General features: G+C 39.6%; 11 protein-coding genes. 2 read left to right on the plus strand and 9 right to left on the minus strand.

What is annotated here, in order from left to right; translation table 11 throughout:
* Positions 1-29 precede the first annotated feature (29 nt).
* The 4 genes from tarQ to MKX71_RS18310 all read right to left on the minus strand — a co-directional run bounded on the left by tarQ (position 30) and on the right by MKX71_RS18310 (position 6233).
* Positions 30-1934: a (poly)ribitol-phosphate teichoic acid beta-D-glucosyltransferase TarQ gene (gene tarQ, locus MKX71_RS18295; RefSeq protein ID WP_339231464.1), complete on the minus strand. Its 1905-nt coding sequence runs from the start codon at positions 1932-1934 to the stop codon at positions 30-32.
* Positions 1935-2153: 219 nt separating this feature from the next.
* Positions 2154-3641 carry an N-acetylmuramoyl-L-alanine amidase gene (locus MKX71_RS18300; RefSeq protein ID WP_029318779.1) on the minus strand — a complete coding sequence of 496 codons (1488 nt, stop codon included), beginning with the start codon at positions 3639-3641 and terminating at the stop codon, positions 2154-2156.
* 87 nt (positions 3642-3728) lie between these two features.
* The gene (locus tag MKX71_RS18305) at positions 3729-5882 is read right to left on the minus strand and encodes a SpoIID/LytB domain-containing protein (RefSeq protein WP_144482871.1); all 2154 of its coding nucleotides are present in this window, start codon (positions 5880-5882) and stop codon (positions 3729-3731) included.
* Positions 5883-5909: 27 nt separating this feature from the next.
* Complete coding sequence (locus tag MKX71_RS18310) at positions 5910-6233, minus strand: hypothetical protein (RefSeq protein WP_038427952.1); 324 nt, start codon at positions 6231-6233, stop codon at positions 5910-5912.
* 212 nt (positions 6234-6445) lie between these two features.
* On the opposite strand from MKX71_RS18310, the gene lytR reads away from it, so the two are divergent.
* Positions 6446-7366, plus strand: coding sequence for a transcription antiterminator LytR (lytR, locus tag MKX71_RS18315; RefSeq protein ID WP_015251104.1), 921 nt, complete (start codon positions 6446-6448; stop codon positions 7364-7366).
* Between the two features lie 40 nt (positions 7367-7406).
* On the opposite strand, the gene wecB is transcribed toward lytR, so the two are convergent.
* The 4 genes from wecB to MKX71_RS18335 all read right to left on the minus strand — a co-directional run bounded on the left by wecB (position 7407) and on the right by MKX71_RS18335 (position 13480).
* Positions 7407-8549, minus strand: a complete 1143-nt coding sequence (wecB, locus tag MKX71_RS18320; protein ID WP_101172235.1) for a UDP-N-acetylglucosamine 2-epimerase (non-hydrolyzing) — start codon at positions 8547-8549, stop codon at positions 7407-7409.
* A 22-nt stretch (positions 8550-8571) separates the two neighbouring features.
* Entirely contained in the window at positions 8572-10482 is a 1911-nt protein-coding gene (locus MKX71_RS18325) for a glycosyltransferase (RefSeq protein WP_038427954.1), read from the minus strand.
* 75 nt (positions 10483-10557) lie between these two features.
* Positions 10558-12078 carry a glycosyltransferase gene (locus MKX71_RS18330; protein ID WP_339231465.1) on the minus strand — a complete coding sequence of 507 codons (1521 nt, stop codon included), beginning with the start codon at positions 12076-12078 and terminating at the stop codon, positions 10558-10560.
* Between the two features lie 34 nt (positions 12079-12112).
* A complete protein-coding gene (locus tag MKX71_RS18335; protein WP_029726002.1) occupies positions 12113-13480 on the minus strand; it encodes an alpha-glucosyltransferase N-terminal domain-containing protein in 1368 nt (455 codons plus the stop codon).
* 340 nt (positions 13481-13820) lie between these two features.
* Here MKX71_RS18335 and galU point away from each other — a divergent pair, with 340 nt between their 5' ends.
* A complete protein-coding gene (gene galU, locus MKX71_RS18340; RefSeq protein WP_017695322.1) occupies positions 13821-14699 on the plus strand; it encodes a UTP--glucose-1-phosphate uridylyltransferase GalU in 879 nt (292 codons plus the stop codon).
* 38 nt (positions 14700-14737) lie between these two features.
* Here the strand turns inward: galU and tagH are convergent, their stop codons facing one another.
* Entirely contained in the window at positions 14738-16321 is a 1584-nt protein-coding gene (tagH, locus tag MKX71_RS18345) for a teichoic acids export ABC transporter ATP-binding subunit TagH (protein ID WP_029726003.1), read from the minus strand.
* Positions 16322-16328 lie beyond the last annotated feature (7 nt).

Here is a 16328-nt window from a genome sequence, read left to right on the forward strand (position 1 = left end):
CTGATTTGTCTCTTTTCGTTGTGAAGCATTTAATATTGAAAATAAAACTTTGATTTAGAGGTTAACAGCTTGTATTGAACCTCAACCATTTTACTAAAGAATAACATGGATTTTCGTTCCACATTCCTTGTGTCCAGGACAATTGTTTGGTTATCCACTTTTGCACTGATTTTATTTTGGGAAGTATTTATCGCAAATTCAATTAATCGCTCTTTCTTTACATGAGCTAGCTGTTCAAGCAAACTCTGCACGTTTACCGTCAATTTTGTACAATTAGGCTCTAACTCTATACGTTTTACCGGTAATGAGATTTCAGACTGTCCGGTATTCACAATCATTTTTGAATGATTTGGCAAACAGATTTGCTTATCTTTAAAAATAAATGATAAATCTTTTGATTCAGTTTCATATGAAAGTTCTGCTTCTGTATAGGCATGTTTCTTTATATCAATCGAAAGATTATCGTAGTTCATTGTGAAATATGGTCTTGCACTGAAGACAAACAACGCATTATGCCCTAAATACATCGTGTTTGTTGAATACTTATACGCAGCACGCTTGTTTCCGATTCTCGCCCTTAATTTGTAGTCGTCTATCGACGATTCAATAAAGAAATCCCAAACGCCTAAGTCTTCTTCTGCAGATGCCAGTTCATCAAACTTGCACTCAAATGTAAATGTTGAATTTTCATACTTAGCCGGCGCGATGTATTTTTCCGCCTTTGTATCGCGATGAACAAATATTCCTGTCAGAGATTGATTTTGATTCGTTTCATCATCCAACAATTTGTGTTTAATGGTTCCTTGAATGCTGAGGCTGTGATCGCTAAATTCAATATTCTGCAGATAATGTTCAAGCTTATTTTTATAATTTACTTTTAATAACTCTTCAGAAATTGGATAGCGTTCTAAGCTCGGATAACGTGCAATTAAATCCCCGTTATTTACAACACAGAACTTTTTAATGTCTTGTTCTTCACGCTCATACTGGGTTAACCCCTGCAAATCATTATTCCGAATAAACAGCAGCCGCAATTTGATATGCGGAAGGACAAATTGGTCAGCCTCTTCAGGTACTGCATGAATAAATGAGGACAAATATTTAAACCATTCAGCTCTTTCTTCATCTGTCTTCATTTTTATTGTGACATTTTTTGTCCGCGAAAAATCGAAATGCCTGTTTAAAAATACTGCCATCAGTTTCGTTTTTCTTGCTTCTTCCAGATCACTAGCCTTGATAGCAGAGATAATATCTTCCATTGCTCCATAAAAGTTCTCTGGGGGAACATAAGCGACACTCATATGCTCACCGTCTCTTTTGACCAGATAGTAATAATCATAGTCAGCTGAAACAGAAATCTTCTTTGCTTTTAAATAAGCGTTCATTGTGAAGACTTGATCTTCCGCTGCTTTTATGTGAGTAGGGAAGATGATTTGATTTTCTTTTAAAAGTGAGGCTTTAAACAGTTTTTGGGGTCCCAATGTGAAAACAATTTTGGAATCAACCAAATCAACATCTGGGTTTGTTTCCTTAAACATTGATTTGGGAACACCTCGGCCGTTTATCCCTTTTAACTTACCTAAAGTAATATCTGAATCATTCTCTTTTGAGAAATTGTACCATCTTAACAATGCTTCATTGCCTAGATAGTCATCGGAGTCAACAAACAGGATGTATTCACCTTTGGCAATTTTTATTGCATCATTCCGCGGTGCACCTGGACCGCCTGAATTTACGGTTCTTTCAACAACAACAATATTGTCATATTTCTTTTTATATCGATTCAAAATGTCTAAAGATGAATCCGTAGATTTATCATCGACACATATAATCTCATAATCCTCTTTTGGCATCGTTTGGTTAACTAAGCTATCAAGACATTCGGAAATAAGATCTTCTGAATTATATACAGGGATAACAATGCTTATTTTCATCGATTACCTCACTACCCTAATGGATCGGTTATATTTTTGCCTGATAATTATATCAAAAACATCTGTCAATAAGAATAGGCCTAACCTTAAATTTTGTTAAACTTTTACATAGCATATGTGGTTTAAAATTTTTCTCATTTTATCGTATAAAAAAGCTTGCCGGCAATTCCTGATGGGTTCTGCCGGCAAGCCGCTGTTGATGTCTACTAATTTAATCCCCTAATAATATCCAATGATTCCTTCATATATTGCTTGAGCTGCTTTTTCTTGATACAAAGCACTCTTTAACTTACTTGCGTCGTTCGCATTCGAAATGAACGCCAGCTCCGCTAAACTGCTCGGCATCGTTGATTCTCTGATGACATGGAAATTCCCGATTTTCACGCCGCGGTTTTGAGTATTGAGTGCTTTATAGAGTCTGTTTTGTATTTCTGTCGCAAGCCGTTTGCTATTCGCTGACTCATACTTTGTATAATAGTAGGTTTCAGTACCTGTTGCAGCAGGAGTTGCTGAATTGGCGTGAATACTCACAAACAGGTTTGCATTATTGCTTTTTGCTTTTGCAACCCGCTCTGAAAGCTCTAAGAAAACATCTGTAGATCTGGCCATAATCGGAATGGCTCCACCATTGGAAAGTTTGCTGTTTACAAGCTTAGCAACGGCAAGGTTAACATCTTTCTCTTTTAAACCATTACCTACCGCGCCGCTGTCATAACCACCGTGTCCTGCATCCACAAATACCTTTTTGCCTACAATTACATTTTTAAGCTGGTTCACGACATTTGTTGTCACTGAAATAGTTCCCCCAAGAACTGTGAAGGTATTCTTGCTATTTGATCCGATGACTGTTCTTGTCGCAGTCGGCAATGAACCGGCGTCAGTAAATAGCATTGGGCGATTTTGCTTCGCCGCCAGCACAGAACCCGCTAAAGCATCTGCATATTGATAGCCATTGCTGACAAATGCAGCTTTTGATGAAGAATAATACTTTTTCGCTATGTTGGCAGCCACTTCAAAACGGCTGTTCCCGCCGATTCTTGTTGGTGATGGCAACTGGCTGTAAACGCTTTTTGAGACACTGATTTCTCCCCCGACCACAATAGTCGATGTTGTTCCTTTGCTGTTCATCGCATTTTTCGTTGGTTCGGGAATAGAGCTTGCAGTCGTCAGAAGAATTGGAATACCGTTACGGGCAGCATAAGAACCGATTGCCAGACTGTCAGCATATGCCGTTCCATTTGCGATTACTGCTTTTGAATTTGAAGACAATTTTTTAGAAATATTTTGAGCAACTTCATAGCGGCTTCTTCCGCCGATCCGTTCCACATTGGAAATACCCAATTTTTTAATGTCACTTACAACGTTGTTAGAAACACTGATCGTTCCGCCAATGACGATGACCTTGCTCGGTTTAAGCTGGCTGATTCTGTCTTTAGTCGGTGCAGTCAGTTTAGATGATTCCGTCAATAAAATCGGGGCATTGTATTTATAAGCCAAAGGAGCAGCAGTTAATACATCTGCATACGCTGTTCCGTTTGCCACAACAACCGTGCTCGCACTGCTCCACCCTTGTTTTGAAACATTCACAGCAACCTCATATCTGCTTGCTCCATCCAGCCTTGTAACAGAGTTTGCCGCAAACGCATTTGGTACAAATAACACGACTCCTAGTATCAGCATAGGTATGCTTTTAAGAAAGATCCGCAAAGATAGTCCCTCCAAAGATTCATAATGATTCATAAATCAAATAACGAACAAAGGAGGCATCTCGCCTCCTTTGACTCTAACAATCTTTTAATAGCTTGATAGAGTTGTTCCCGGATAGTAAAAACTTAAAATTGTTGTATAAGATTGTCCGGCAGCTGCTCTGGCATTGGCTCCGTACTGACTCATGCCTATGCCGTGTCCGTATCCTTTACCGCTAATGAGAAAGGCGTTTGTATTGCTTGAGACAGAAGCATATGTACTCTTCATATTGGAAGCGCCAAGCATCGTTCTCAGCTCTGTTGCAGGTACAGTAATTGTTGCTGTTTTTTCACTGAGGCTTCCATTTGACAGGATATAGCCATTTGATTTTTCTTTCACGAAATATGAGAATGTGACGCTTGCTGTTTCCGGCCGCTGACCGGCAGTTTTCTCCGTGCTGAATTTCACACTGGATATTTTCGTGATTTTGATAGACTCGGCATTGCTGTATTTATTTTTAATAAACCAGCTTTTCAAACCGCTCAAATATGATGAGTTTGTTTCATTTTTAGAGCTCCACCATGAACCCGGGCTTTTCAGATTCAGACTGCTCTTATCAAGCTGGGTTTTATTTAAAGACAGAGACCAGCTGATTTGCGGGTCGTACGTATCTTTTTTGGCGATTAAATAAGGAAGCTGGCTGCTCCACACCTCACCGCTCGCTTCTGTGTAGCCGCCGTTGCTTGAGGAATACGTAGCAGAAATCAAATTCCCATTGTATTTCAAAACTTTTCCTTTTGTAGCTTCGACCACTTCTGAAGTTTTTGAATTCCAGTCATATCCGCCATATACCTGAAAAGCGGTGGTGTCTTGTACTTCTTTTCCGGCCGAACTGATGGAATAAGTTCTCGCTGCGACAGCTTGGGCTTTAAGCGCTTCTTTCTGCCAGCTGGCCGGCATTTCATGAGGAACAACACCCTTTAAATAATCTTCAAAGGGGATATTCACATTGATTGGCCGAACATATTTGCCTGACTCTATTGTAAATTTCATGTTTCCGAGATATGGCGTTCCGTTCAGACTGATAGAATTTGTAGTTGCATATTTTTTAGGCTGTGCTGTAAAAGACGTTCCAAGCGTCTTGATTGCAGTACTGTTTTTATAAAGCACTAGGTTTCCGCCGGTTAACTTGACTGTATATCCAGTTCCTGCAAAAGTATCTGCCAGTTTGTTCTTTAGCGTATCACTGATGGAAATGCTTCCTCCAAGCAGCGCAAATGACTGAGTTCCTTTTGACGCTACTACATCAGCGACTGGTGACGGCAGGCTGCCTGATTCAACCAGCAGTAAAGGGCTTCCCTGCTTTGCTGCAAGCACAGATCCCGTTAATGCATCCGCGAATGTTTGGCCGTTTGACATAAATACCTTTGTTGCTTTCATATTTAATTCTTTAACGATATTGGCAGATACCTCATATCGTGAAACGCCGCCAATCCGTTTCACAGTTGCCTTCTTTTTTAATGCAGCTTCCACACCAGTGCTGACACTCAACGGACCGCCGACAATTGTAACCTTGCTTGGAATTTTGTAATCACTGCGGATGTTATTGTCTCCCGCAAGTAAAATCGGATAACCGTTCATTGCAGCATATGGCGCGATTGACAGGGCATCCGTAAAGACCATGCCTGTGGCCACTACTGCCTGGCTGTAATTCCCCATCCGATCGGCTATGTTTTTAGAAACCTCGTAACGGGTTGCTCCGCCAATCCGATCGATAGAACCATATTTTTTTAATGTATTTTCTACATTTTTAGAAACACTGATTGTCCCGCCAATGATGAGAATATTGTCAGGATTTAATTTTGCAATTTCGCTTTCTGTTTTTGGTGTTAGCGAATCTGCGTCTGTTAATAAAATCGGTGCATCGTACTTTTTGGCAAGCGGGGTTGCTGAGAGCGCATCAGCAAAAGCGTCCCGATTTACAATGAGCACAGTCGTTGGATTTGTCCATCCGGCAGAGGCGACATTATTGGCAACATCAAAACGGGTTGCTCCTCCATATCGCTCCGTATCCGCAATTCTTGAGCCGGGAATTTCATATCCGCCTGTGATATCGACATCCAAACTTGATTTGCTGCCTACATAATTACTCAGCTTAACCGAAATGGTTTTATCAGCGGCTTTCGCAGTCTGCATAAACGCCGGACATGCTACAGCCGCCGCAGTGACTGACGATAGAAGCAAGAGCTTCATTTTTTTCAAAACATGGAACCCCCTAAGAGTTTTTTATTACTTTGTCTCAAGATCCTTAAGCATTAAAGCGCCATTTGAATCTTTTGTATATTTGACAACAACTTTTTGCCCTTCTGAAATGCTGTTCATTTTGTCCTGAAGGTCTGAACCAACCTGAATCGACGTCTCTTTATCATCAATAGTGACTGCAATTGTATGGCTGTCCGCCAAACCGGCAAAAGTGCCTTCCTTCGTTACTGTCTCTTCTGCAGCTGCATCCTGGCTGTCTGAATTTGTTTCTGCTCCTGATGTGTTCTGAGCTGTGCCGCACGCAGACAAAAGAAGCAGCATTGAGAACATTAAAATAGCAATTTTTTTCATTCCTATATCACCTCTCCACTTTTTATCGACAATTTTAAGCTTATTTTAAGATTTCTTTCAAAACAACGAAAAATTTTTGCGGATTTTCTTAAAATACCGAAACATTTGTTACAAGGAGCCGTCTATTGTAAAGAATCAGACAAATTTTAGTTGTTTTCAAATATTAAGAAACTTATAATCGTACTAGATTACAAAAAAGCGAGGACTTTATTATGAGAGCTGAAAAAAGAAAGAAAAAAAGAAAGGCATTACTTGTCATTTTAGCCATTGTGGCCGTATTTGTACTCGGAACTGGCGGCTATGCATACTACTTATGGCATAAAGCAGCATCAACCGTGGCAAGTATTCATGAAAGCATTGATAAATCGAAAAAGAGGGATAAAGAGGTCAGTATCAATAAAAAAGATCCTTTTTCCGTCTTAATCATGGGTGTGGATGAACGCGACGGCGATAAGGGCCGTGCCGATACGCTCATTTATATGACCGTTAACCCAAAAACGAATACAACCGACATGGTCAGTATTCCGCGTGACACGTATACAAAAATTATCGGAAAAGGCACAATGGATAAAATCAACCATTCATACGCTTTCGGCGGCACGCAGATGACGGTAGACACTGTTGAGAACTTCCTTGATGTTCCGGTTGATTATTTTGTGAAAGTGAACATGGAAAGCTTTAGAGACGTTGTTGATACACTTGGCGGCATTACAGTTAACAGCACATTCGCGTTTAGTTATGACGGTTATTCGTTCGGCAAAGGAGAAATCACGCTGAACGGAAAAGAAGCGCTCGCTTATACCCGGATGAGAAAAGAAGATCCGAGAGGCGACTTCGGACGCCAGGACCGCCAGCGCCAAGTTATCCAAGGTATTATTAATAAAGGCGCTAATATTTCTTCCATCACGAAATTCGGAGATATGTTTAAAGTTGTTGAAGATAATGTGAAAACGAACTTGACCTTCGATAACATGTGGGATATCCAGTCCGATTACAAAGGTGCGCGGAAACATATTAAACAGCACGAACTAAAAGGTACAGGCACGAAAATCAATGGAATTTACTACTACCAAGCTGATGAAAGCGCCCTTTCCGATATTACAAAAGAGCTGAAGGAAAGCCTCGAAAAGTAAAACAAAAAAGAAGCTTCGCACAATGTGCAAAGCTTCTTTTTTATTTGCCTGTAAATGAATCCGGTTGTTCTTTCCGATACCCGTAATGAAACAGCAATTCTTCCACAATCCGGCGGGAAGCCTCTCCATCTCCATACGGATTAGAAGCCTGGGACATTTTCTTGTACTCATCATGATCAGTTAACAGCTGTTTTGCCAACTGATAAATGTTTTCCTCATCCGTACCTGCAAGTTTCAGCGTTCCCGCTTCCACTCCTTCAGGCCGTTCCGTCGTATCACGCAGAACAAGCACTGGTTTCCCGAGAGATGGGGCTTCCTCCTGCACGCCGCCCGAATCTGTCAATATAAAATGCGATTTCGCTGCAAAGTTATGGAAATCAATCACCTCTAAAGGTTCAATCAGATGCACTCTGTCAGAATCACCAAAATGCTTCTGAGCCGCTTCCCGGACAACTGGATTCAGGTGCACAGGGTAAACGACTTGTACATCTTCAAATTCCCCTACAATTCTGCGGATGGCCTTGAACATATTTTCCATTGGCTCGCCCAAATTTTCCCGGCGGTGAGCGGTCAAGAGAATCATTTTATCCTCACCCACCTGCTCGAGAACAGGATGTGAGTAACCATCCCTAACCGTTGTGTTGAGTGCGTCAATCGCTGTATTGCCCGTTACAAAAATAGAGTCGGCCTTTTTGTTTTCTTTTAATAAATTGTCTTTCGCCTGGCTTGTCGGAGCAAAATGCAAATCAGCAATCGCCCCTGTCATCTGTCGATTGAGCTCTTCCGGAAACGGGGAATACTTATTCCTTGTACGGAGCCCCGCCTCCACATGACCGACAGCAATTTGATGGTAAAAAGCGGCTAGGCTTCCGGCAAACGTCGTCGTTGTATCACCATGGACAAGCACAATATCGGGTTTGATATCTTTAAACAACTCATCCAATTTTACAAGTGCGTTAGACGTAATCTCTGCCAGTGTCTGCCGCTCCTTCATAATGTTCAAATCGAAGTCAGGCTTGATATGAAACGCATCTAACACCTGATCGAGCATCTGTCTGTGCTGTGCAGTTACCGTTACATAGGAATCTATTTCAGGATATTTTTTCAATTCAAGCACAAGCGGTGCCATCTTGATCGCTTCAGGCCTCGTCCCGAAAACGGTCATAACTTTTAGTTTTTTCATATTTGTCACCTGGTTTCTTTGTTTAACGGGCTGTTAGATAGAATTTCGATTGGTCCGATTGTATAAATAGATCTACTTTCTTCTTTATTTTAAAGCACCATAGCTTTTTTTCAATATTTTTACTGCAAAAGTACACACTGACATCCTTTTTCGGAACCAATGTGGTTTTATAAGAATTAATGGATAAAACAATATTGGTGTTTTGTAAATAAGCCGGAGCAAACTTTTGCTGAACGAGATTCCGATCAACCTGTATCACTGTCCCATCAACTGAACTGATTTGATTTTTTATTGGTATTAAAAACTCTTGGTTATTGCATTCGAGCAATAATAAAGATTGCTTCGGAAAAAACAATTGGCTTCCAGGAAATACGAACGTTAAATGCTGGTCCGAATCATTATCTCTGAATTCGACTTTCAGAACTTCCTGCTTTCTGATATCCACCGACAAATTATCATAGGTTTTAGTAAAGTACGGCCGTGCGCTGAAAGCATATTCCCCGTTATTCCCAATATATTTAGCATGTTTTGAATAAGGATACGGTTCTCTGCTGCTGCCAATTCGGACGCGTTTTTTATAGCCGTCTATCCCCGATTCAATAAAGAAATCCCACACACCAATATCTTCTTCATGAATAGCCAAATCAGTAAACTTAGTGAGAAATTCAAATTCTCCGTCCTTGGAATACACTGGAGAAATGATTTTTTCAGTTTTTCTATCACGGTGCACCCAAATGCCGTATAAAGTTTGCATAGCTTGATGCTCTGGTTGTAAAGCCGTGTGGGTAACCGACCCTCTTAATGTGAAAGTGTTGTCCTTCATTTGAAATTCGCTCACGTAATGACTGATTTTGTTTCTGTCATCAACAATCCGTTCATTCTCTGCCAAATGATATGAGATAAGGCTGGGATAGTTTGCTATGATATGACCATTTTTAACTGACGTATATTGGGCCATATTTTCTTTATCAGCTTCAAACTGCTTTAAGCCCTTTAGGTCATTATGGCGTACAAAGTGTAATTTTAACCGCGTATGAGAATGAACAAGTTTATCAATTTCCCGTGGTATATTTTGTTCAACAAAATGATGCAGCTCTGTCATCCATGTTTGCTGCTCCCGTTCGTCCTCGATTGTTACGGTAAAGTCCGTTGTTCTGGAAAAATCAAAATGACGATTCAAAAATTTCGCCATAAACTTCATTTTGCGATTATGTGAAAGACGGCTATTACGAATCATATCTATGATTACCTTCATTGCGCCATAGTAGCTTTGAGGCGCAACGTATGCAAACGTCATATGCTCGCCATCATGCTGTACAGCATAGTAATAATCATAATCGGCCAAGACAGAAATTTTGTCCGCTTCTAAATAAGCCTGCATGACAAATACCTGATCCTCTGTAGCCTGTATATTAGAGGGGAAATATATGTCATGCATTCTAAGCAGTGAGACTTTAAAAAGTTTTGTCGGTCCTATTGAGTAAACAAGCGGAGATTTTACAAGATCCGCCTCAGGTTTCGTTTCCTTAAAAATAGCTTGCGGGACCGATCTGCCGTTTACACCGACCATTTTCCCAAGCACAATATCTGAATCATGCTGTTTTGCAAATTGATACATTCTCTCGAACGCTTCGATTCCTACATAATCATCGGAATCAATAAAAAAAATGTATTCACCGTTCGCAGCACGTATCGCTTGGTTTCGCGGCTCCCCCGGCCCTCCCGAATTTTTTTCTCGTTCTATAACCGTTATATTAGAATACTGTTCACTGTACTTTTTTAATATTGAAACCGTGCCATCCTGTGAACAATCATCTACACAAATAATTTCGTACTCATTATTCGGCATGGTTTGTTGAACCAGACTATCCAGACAGCGGGAGATAAAATGTTCTGAGTTGTATGTGGGTACTGCTGCAGTGATTTTCACCATGACACCTCTATCCTTATCCGCTTCTATTTCATTCGCAAAAGCTCATATAATGAACAAAAATGGTGCAAAAACGTACTATTTCGTTATTTCAAATACTTCTACCCATCTTTCAAATAATCGGGCTTCACTATATTCAGTATCCATTAAGTTCTTTGCGTTTTTTCCATATTGAATGGCTCTCTCAGGGTTGTCGTACAAATAAATGATACTTTCAGCAAGCATGTCAATATTATCAGGTTCTACAAGCATTCCCGTTTCGTGTTCTTTTATGAGCTCCCTCGGGCTGTATTTCACATCAAAACTGATAACAGGGGTTGCGCACGAAAACGATTCACAAATCGCGAGACTAAACCCCTCAAATTTTGATGTTAATAATGTGGCAAGCGCCTGCTGATAAAATGGAGCGGGATTTGCGACATATCCTTTTAAATGTACATTATCTAACTTAAGATCATCGATCAATTGCTGGTATTCCTCATGGCCGGGACCGCTGCCATATATATTCAGGACAATATCCGGCCGGGATTTTTTTACGATTCCCATTGCTTTTATGACCTTATCGATCCCTTTTTCCTCATGATATCTGGCCACCATGACAAATTCGTTTTTCTTCTTTTCATACGTTTGTAATTTTTCAAGCCTTCTTGGTGCATGAGGAATAACAAAAATATTATTGTTCGACTCAAAATCCTTCATGATATCTTCTTTTTGTTCATTCGTTAATACGATCAGCCCGTCATAATCCTTAATATGCTCCATCGCATATTGATGATTGGTTCGAACTTTGCTGCCTAACGTATAAGGATAATCTAAATGATTTGAGTGAACACAGTAAAATCGTTTTGCCAATCCTGCACGCATTTCATTTACTTTTGAAGCACTTCCGACTCCATCACAGATGAAAATAGGGTCCTTTTCTTTCTCACATAACGTTTCAAGCCAATGTGTATGAAACTGGTGCTTGTTTTTGAAAAATACAGCTTCCTTTTCATCACGGCCAAACAGCATAACTCCTTGACTGGCTCCTGTTTTAAAATGGTACCATTCTGTTAAATAACAGAAACCGTCGGGTGCTGTGTAGTGAATTTGATTGATTTTTCCGCTTCTTGTATCGAATATCACAGTTTTATTTACATAACCGCCATGAAAGAATTCTCGCTTTGTCATTTGCATATTTTCATTGAAATGATCTACATATAAAAGATTATCCGACTCATCCCATTTTTTCTTTTTAATATATAAGCCATTCTTGAAGTATTCCGTTTCTAATTTTTCCTCATTATGATACGCAGCATATGGTTCTTCAAAGCGATTACGATTTTGATCATAGTAACTTTGTTGCACTTCCCCAATTTTTATATGCTTATGCTGATTTTTATAGTCATCATAAATATTGAGGATATTTACATCAGCATGCAGCCTTCCAGCGCTCTTCAGCACTTGCTCAATTTGATCATAATTGTCCTTATAATCAAGTGTAACCAAATCGATTTTATGGCCGCGCTCCGCAAATGTAAAAGATCTTGACATCATAGAGCTTGTAATGCCGCCTTTTTCAATGTCTATTTCATATATAAGTGAAAAGATCCTTCTCATCTTCAAGCTCCTTCTTCTGGTAAAACCTTGTCTGCTATTTTTTTACAAACAGCCGTTTCATTAATTTTCTCCGAAATCCCTCGGCAGTCTGAACACGCAAATAATTATTTTCTTTTTCTAAAGTAACTTGCCAGCCTGAAATACTTTGTTCTGATAATGGAATTTCCTTTGAATCGGTTATTCGCACACCTGATGCAAAGAAGCTATTATCCCACTCGGAACAGAGATACAATTCAATGGTGGACAACTGATCTAATACAGAGTGAACACGAAGTGTACCGCTTACGGTAAATATTAGTTCTTCCTCGCTGTTTACTTTTGCGTTAAACGTGCTTTCAGTGCCGCTCTTTTTATTTTTTAATTTCCAATACATTTTATGACGGCCAACAGAATGGGGAGGAATGCAGCCTTTAAATTCAACCTTGGCTGACAGATATAAATCGGATTTTGATTGCCATTCTGCCATTAACAGCTCAACATTCATATCCTTCAATTGATTATTAAATGGCACCTGATCTATTAGTTTGTCCACAAAACGCTTGCGGGTAAACGGCTCTTCAGAAACGTAATAAATATTTGTGCGAGGCCCCGTATTTTTAATTATGTCATGATATCTCTTCAAGGAAGGAACCACAAAAGCATCAAGGTGGCCTATTTCCTTTTCAGGGTTTTCCAACATCTCATTCGTCTCTATAAAACCTAGATACATGGAAGAATATTCAACTGAAAGAGATTTTAATGTAGTATATAACTCAACTTCAGAAGTCATAAATAAATAATCCGCTTCCTTTATCAAGCGGCTCAGAAAATAACGGGCAAGTTCATTTTCTGAATACAATACACTGACTATATTCTCTTTTTCGTCAAAAATGACAATTTTTTCAGTTGTTCCATCATTCTTATACCATTTTGTCATATAACAAGTGCCATCTGCCCTTAAATAAAGATGCTGCTTCGGTTTGTTAGTGTCCAGATCCATGTACATTAAGCTGTGTACATATCCAGACAAATCATATTCTTCCCTTTTAAATCTTTGCCTGCTTTCATTAAAGTAATCAATAACAGCAAGTTCTCCTGATGCTGTAAACCTTTGATATTTGATATAACGTCCATTATTGTAATAACGATAAATTGGCTTATTTGGTTCTTGAATATATGTTAAACCTTCTTGTTCAATCGGATGCTTGATTTTATCTTTCTGAGGTTCAGAACCTTTAAAGTAGCTGTACATATTAATAACAGCAGTATCTTTAAAAGAAGAAGGCCCATTGGGCTCATGATGTAAAGTGACAATTTCCATTGGATAATTCCAATCGATCGTATTGATACTAAACTTTTTTGCAGCATTCAGCTCTTGACAAACAAATGCTAATTTTGGAGTAGAAACCTTAATCGTCATCATCTATTTATTACCTTTCGAATAAATTCGTACAGTCACATTTTCAGAACTACATTATATCACTTTTGCTGAGCAGGCTCTAGAGATGAAGAAGCTGTTATATTTCTTGAAATACCGGATCAGGTGAAACTGTTTTATCTATCAATTAATGATATTTTTTTGTATTTCTTCAACCCCAAAGTCACTGAATTGACTCTTGTTTAATATTGGTTTTTCTTATATGATTAAATGTGTTTAACAGAATGAAAATAGGGTATTGATGAGAAAAGAAACTCAAACATTTTAAATACTCTGCATTCAAAAGAGTGACCCTAAATCTGTTCTTAAGGAAGGTGCTTTGAAATTGAAAAAAGTACGTAAAGCCATAATCCCTGCCGCAGGTCTCGGAACGAGATTCTTGCCGGCTACGAAAGCAATGCCGAAAGAAATGCTTCCTATCGTTGATAAACCTACCATTCAATACATAATTGAAGAAGCTGTTGAAGCCGGTATTGAAGATATTATTATCGTAACAGGAAAAAGCAAGCGTGCGATTGAGGATCATTTTGATTACTCTCCTGAGCTTGAAAGAAACCTAGAAGAAAAAGGAAAAACTGAGCTGCTTGAAAAAGTGAAAAAGGCTTCTAACCTGGCTGACATTCACTATATCCGCCAAAAAGAACCTAAAGGTCTCGGACATGCTGTCTGGTGCGCGCGCAACTTTATCGGCGATGAGCCGTTTGCGGTACTGCTTGGAGACGATATTGTTCAGGCTGACACACCAGGGTTGCGCCAATTAATGGATGAATATGAAAAAACACTTTCTTCTATTATCGGTGTTCAGCAGGTGCCTGAAGAAGAAACACACCGCTACGGCATTATTGACCCGCTGACAAGTGAAGGCCGCCGTTATCAGGTGAAAAACTTCGTTGAAAAACCGCCTAAAGGCACAGCACCTTCTAATCTTGCCATCTTAGGCCGTTACGTATTCACTCCTGAGATCTTCATGTATTTAGAAGAGCAGCAGGTTGGCGCCGGCGGAGAAATTCAGCTCACAGACGCCATTCAAAAGCTGAATGAAATTCAAAGAGTGTTTGCTTACGATTTTGAAGGCAAGCGTTATGATGTTGGTGAAAAGCTCGGCTTTATCACAACAACTCTAGAATTTGCGATGCAGGATAAAGAGCTTCGCGATCAGCTCGTTCCATTTATGGAAGGTTTACTAAACAAAGAAGAAATCTAAACAAAAAGGCTATTGGACATTCATCCAATAGCCTTTTTTTATTTCAACATCAAAGTCAGTGTATGCTCTTCATTATCAACTGTGAAGACAAGATCAGCTGTATTCACAAGAAAACGATCCTTGCTGCTGTCATACAATACATCGCTATCACTTAAGGATAGTGACGCCGGGTTGATAGGAGAAATGTTATGAAAAATAAGCTCTGTTGCTTTATCATTCTCCAGCACATAGCTGATTTTTTCATAATCAAAATCTAACGTTTTTCTGCCGTCAGCCGTATCCCCTTCAGTATATCCATTCAATTTGGATTGAATGCTGGTTCTGCTGTCTCCCAGGAATTTCAGAAAGTATTCATAGGAAGAAGCTGCGTTTTGCGAGACATAAGACGTAAATGCAGCGGCATGCAATTCAGCATGTTTCATGTTAGCTGCAACAGCGCTCTTTTTCACAAAATAAGACTGTCCGTTAAACTTTATTTTCGCTGCCTGTTTGCCTTTTGCAGCTACCGACACCTCTGTACCGAATGGCAGTGTAACGTCAGCCTTCTGTTTCAAACCCTGATCTTTATAAGCAGCCGCTTTTTCATTTGCTATAAACCCTTGCTTATTGACTGCGGTTAAGCGTTCATCTGACTTGCCCTTTGCATTGCCATGATGATTCTTCACTTCATTTTGCGGGATAGCACCAAACGAAGCAATTGTACGAAGCGGAGCATTAAAGAACATCGTTCCTGCCATGAATACAGTCAGGATAGACAAAATAGCAATTTGAACCGCATTAGCCAATGATTTCGGCTTTTTCTTCTTTTGGCGGAAACGGGCAAACGCTTCAGGATCTTCTTTCTTCCTCTCTTCCGTCTGCTCTTTTTTATATGTCTCTTTTTCTTTTTTAGACAGCTTATTAAACCAGTCAATAAACGCTTTATACTCTTTGACAACCGTTTTTGTTTCATCAAACATACGAAGCTCACCATAGTGCATCCAAGCGACGCGGTCACACATCTTTTCAATCTGGCCGATCGAGTGGCTGACAAAGAAAATCGTTTTCCCTTGCTTTTTAAAATCATTTATTCTGTCTACACACTTCTGATAAAACGTTTGGTCCCCTACAGAAAGCGCTTCGTCAATAATTAAAATGTCAGGGTCAATATGCACGGAAATCGCAAAACCGAGACGCGATTTCATCCCGCTGGAATAGTTTTTAACCGGCTGATTAATAAAATCGCCAATCTCAGCAAATTCAACGATGCTGTCATACATATCATCAATTTCTTTATTGGTTAACCCCATCATCAAACACTTGAGCCGGACATTGTCCCGGCCCGTTAATTGGTTATTTAAACCGGCAGCAATCGCAATCAGCGACGGCTGGCCGTTCATTTCAATTTCACCGCTGGTCGGTGGAATAATTTTAGCCAGCAGGTTAGACATGGTTGATTTCCCTGATCCATTTATCCCTACAAAGCCGATTGTCTCTCCCTCATACACGTCAAAGGAGACATTCCGCACAGCAAAAAAACCATTATCCTTAGCCGGAAAAAACAATCCTTTTATCTTGTCCGATTGTTTTTTATACAAATGATATTGCTTTGAAACATTTCGAAACGAAACTTTTAGTTTCATCGTACAA

Source organism: Bacillus sp. FSL M8-0071 (assembly GCF_037975455.1).
GTDB classification, from domain to species: domain Bacteria; phylum Bacillota; class Bacilli; order Bacillales; family Bacillaceae; genus Bacillus; species Bacillus subtilis.

Bases quoted from the DNA above. Each gene is read 5' to 3' on its own strand.
- tarQ (WP_339231464.1), bottom strand. From the start codon at position 1,934: ATGAAAATAAGCATTGTTATCCCTGTATATAATTCAGAAGATCTTATT.
- MKX71_RS18310 (WP_038427952.1), bottom strand. From the start codon at position 6,233: ATGAAAAAAATTGCTATTTTAATGTTCTCAATGCTGCTTCTTTTGTCT.
- lytR (WP_015251104.1), top strand. From the start codon at position 6,446: ATGAGAGCTGAAAAAAGAAAGAAAAAAAGAAAGGCATTACTTGTCATT.
- wecB (WP_101172235.1), bottom strand. From the start codon at position 8,549: ATGAAAAAACTAAAAGTTATGACCGTTTTCGGGACGAGGCCTGAAGCG.
- MKX71_RS18325 (WP_038427954.1), bottom strand. From the start codon at position 10,482: ATGGTGAAAATCACTGCAGCAGTACCCACATACAACTCAGAACATTTT.
- MKX71_RS18330 (WP_339231465.1), bottom strand. From the start codon at position 12,078: ATGAGAAGGATCTTTTCACTTATATATGAAATAGACATTGAAAAAGGC.
- MKX71_RS18335 (WP_029726002.1), bottom strand. From the start codon at position 13,480: ATGATGACGATTAAGGTTTCTACTCCAAAATTAGCATTTGTTTGTCAA.
- tagH (WP_029726003.1), bottom strand. From the start codon at position 16,321: ATGAAACTAAAAGTTTCGTTTCGAAATGTTTCAAAGCAATATCATTTG.